General features: G+C 57.3%; 2 protein-coding genes. Both read left to right on the top strand.

Going from position 1 to position 822, the window contains the following annotated elements:
- The coding region (locus NKH60_RS34995) for a hypothetical protein (protein ID WP_352875139.1) at positions 1-219 on the top strand (219 nt) is incomplete at its 5' end.
- Between the two features lie 198 nt (positions 220-417).
- On the top strand, positions 418-678 hold the full coding sequence (locus NKH60_RS34990; protein WP_352852275.1) for a hypothetical protein: 261 nt from the start codon (positions 418-420) through the stop codon (positions 676-678).
- The last annotated feature ends 144 nt before the right edge of the window (positions 679-822 follow it).

The raw sequence follows: 822 nt of genomic DNA, 5'->3' as shown, positions 1-822 counted from the left end.
ATCCAGCGAACCCGACGTGAACAGCATCAATCTGTTGCAGGCCATCGCTGCCGCACGCCGGCCCAAATAGGCTTATATCAAATCCGCCAGCAATCGGCGCCAACCGACGCGTGGACTACCGAGATCAAAGGGACGGATGCGGAGGGCAAGCGTGTCGAGGACAACGCGGGAACAGTCGCTCCCGATTTATTCCTGACCTTTTCGGCACTCAATCTCTGAAACCACCCACCCTGCCGGTTGCCGCCACCGATGCACATGCCAGCGTGCCAATGCGCACGACCGAGTGCGCTGGTATAGCGAAGGTTGCGCAGCTACCGCGTGCTCATGCACCGCAGCCTAAGCCTCATGCTAATCACCCAGCCGGTTGAGTGCAGTGGGTACAAACGTCCGCTTGTAGAATGGCCTTCTTGCCTATTAATGCAGACGCTCTACCTCGTCCCGATGATTTGGGCTCCCGCTGGAAGGTTCTACGATGCCGGCGAAGTCGCCAATCCACCGCCGATGCACGACTCGGTCATTCTGCGGCTGGTCAAAGAAACGGGGATCACCGTCGAACAGGCGCGCGATCTCATCAACCTGTTGGGCAACCTCAACTGGAACTCGCTCTTGCGAGAAGCCCGCTTTCTTACCAGCGCCGCTGAGGCGATAGGCACCCAGTCACGGATATTGAAATATTGAAAGCGCCACAAAATCCGCTAGTCTTAACTGCGGTCGCCTTTGCTTGCCACGAGGTGACTACCTAGTGGATTGATTCCAACGCTTGGTGCCCGCGTTTGACTGCTGCAATGATCTCATCGGGATCTGCTTTCCAGACGAATGGCC

The organism is Mesorhizobium sp. M1006 (genome assembly GCF_040318825.1).
GTDB lineage: Bacteria > Pseudomonadota > Alphaproteobacteria > Rhizobiales > Rhizobiaceae > Mesorhizobium.
This window is presented reverse-complemented; position numbering and strand designations above follow the sequence as displayed.

What these genes read in the sequence shown, in the direction of transcription:
- NKH60_RS34990 (WP_352852275.1), top strand. Translation starts at nt 418, where the DNA reads ATGCAGACGCTCTACCTCGTCCCGATGATTTGGGCTCCCGCTGGAAGG.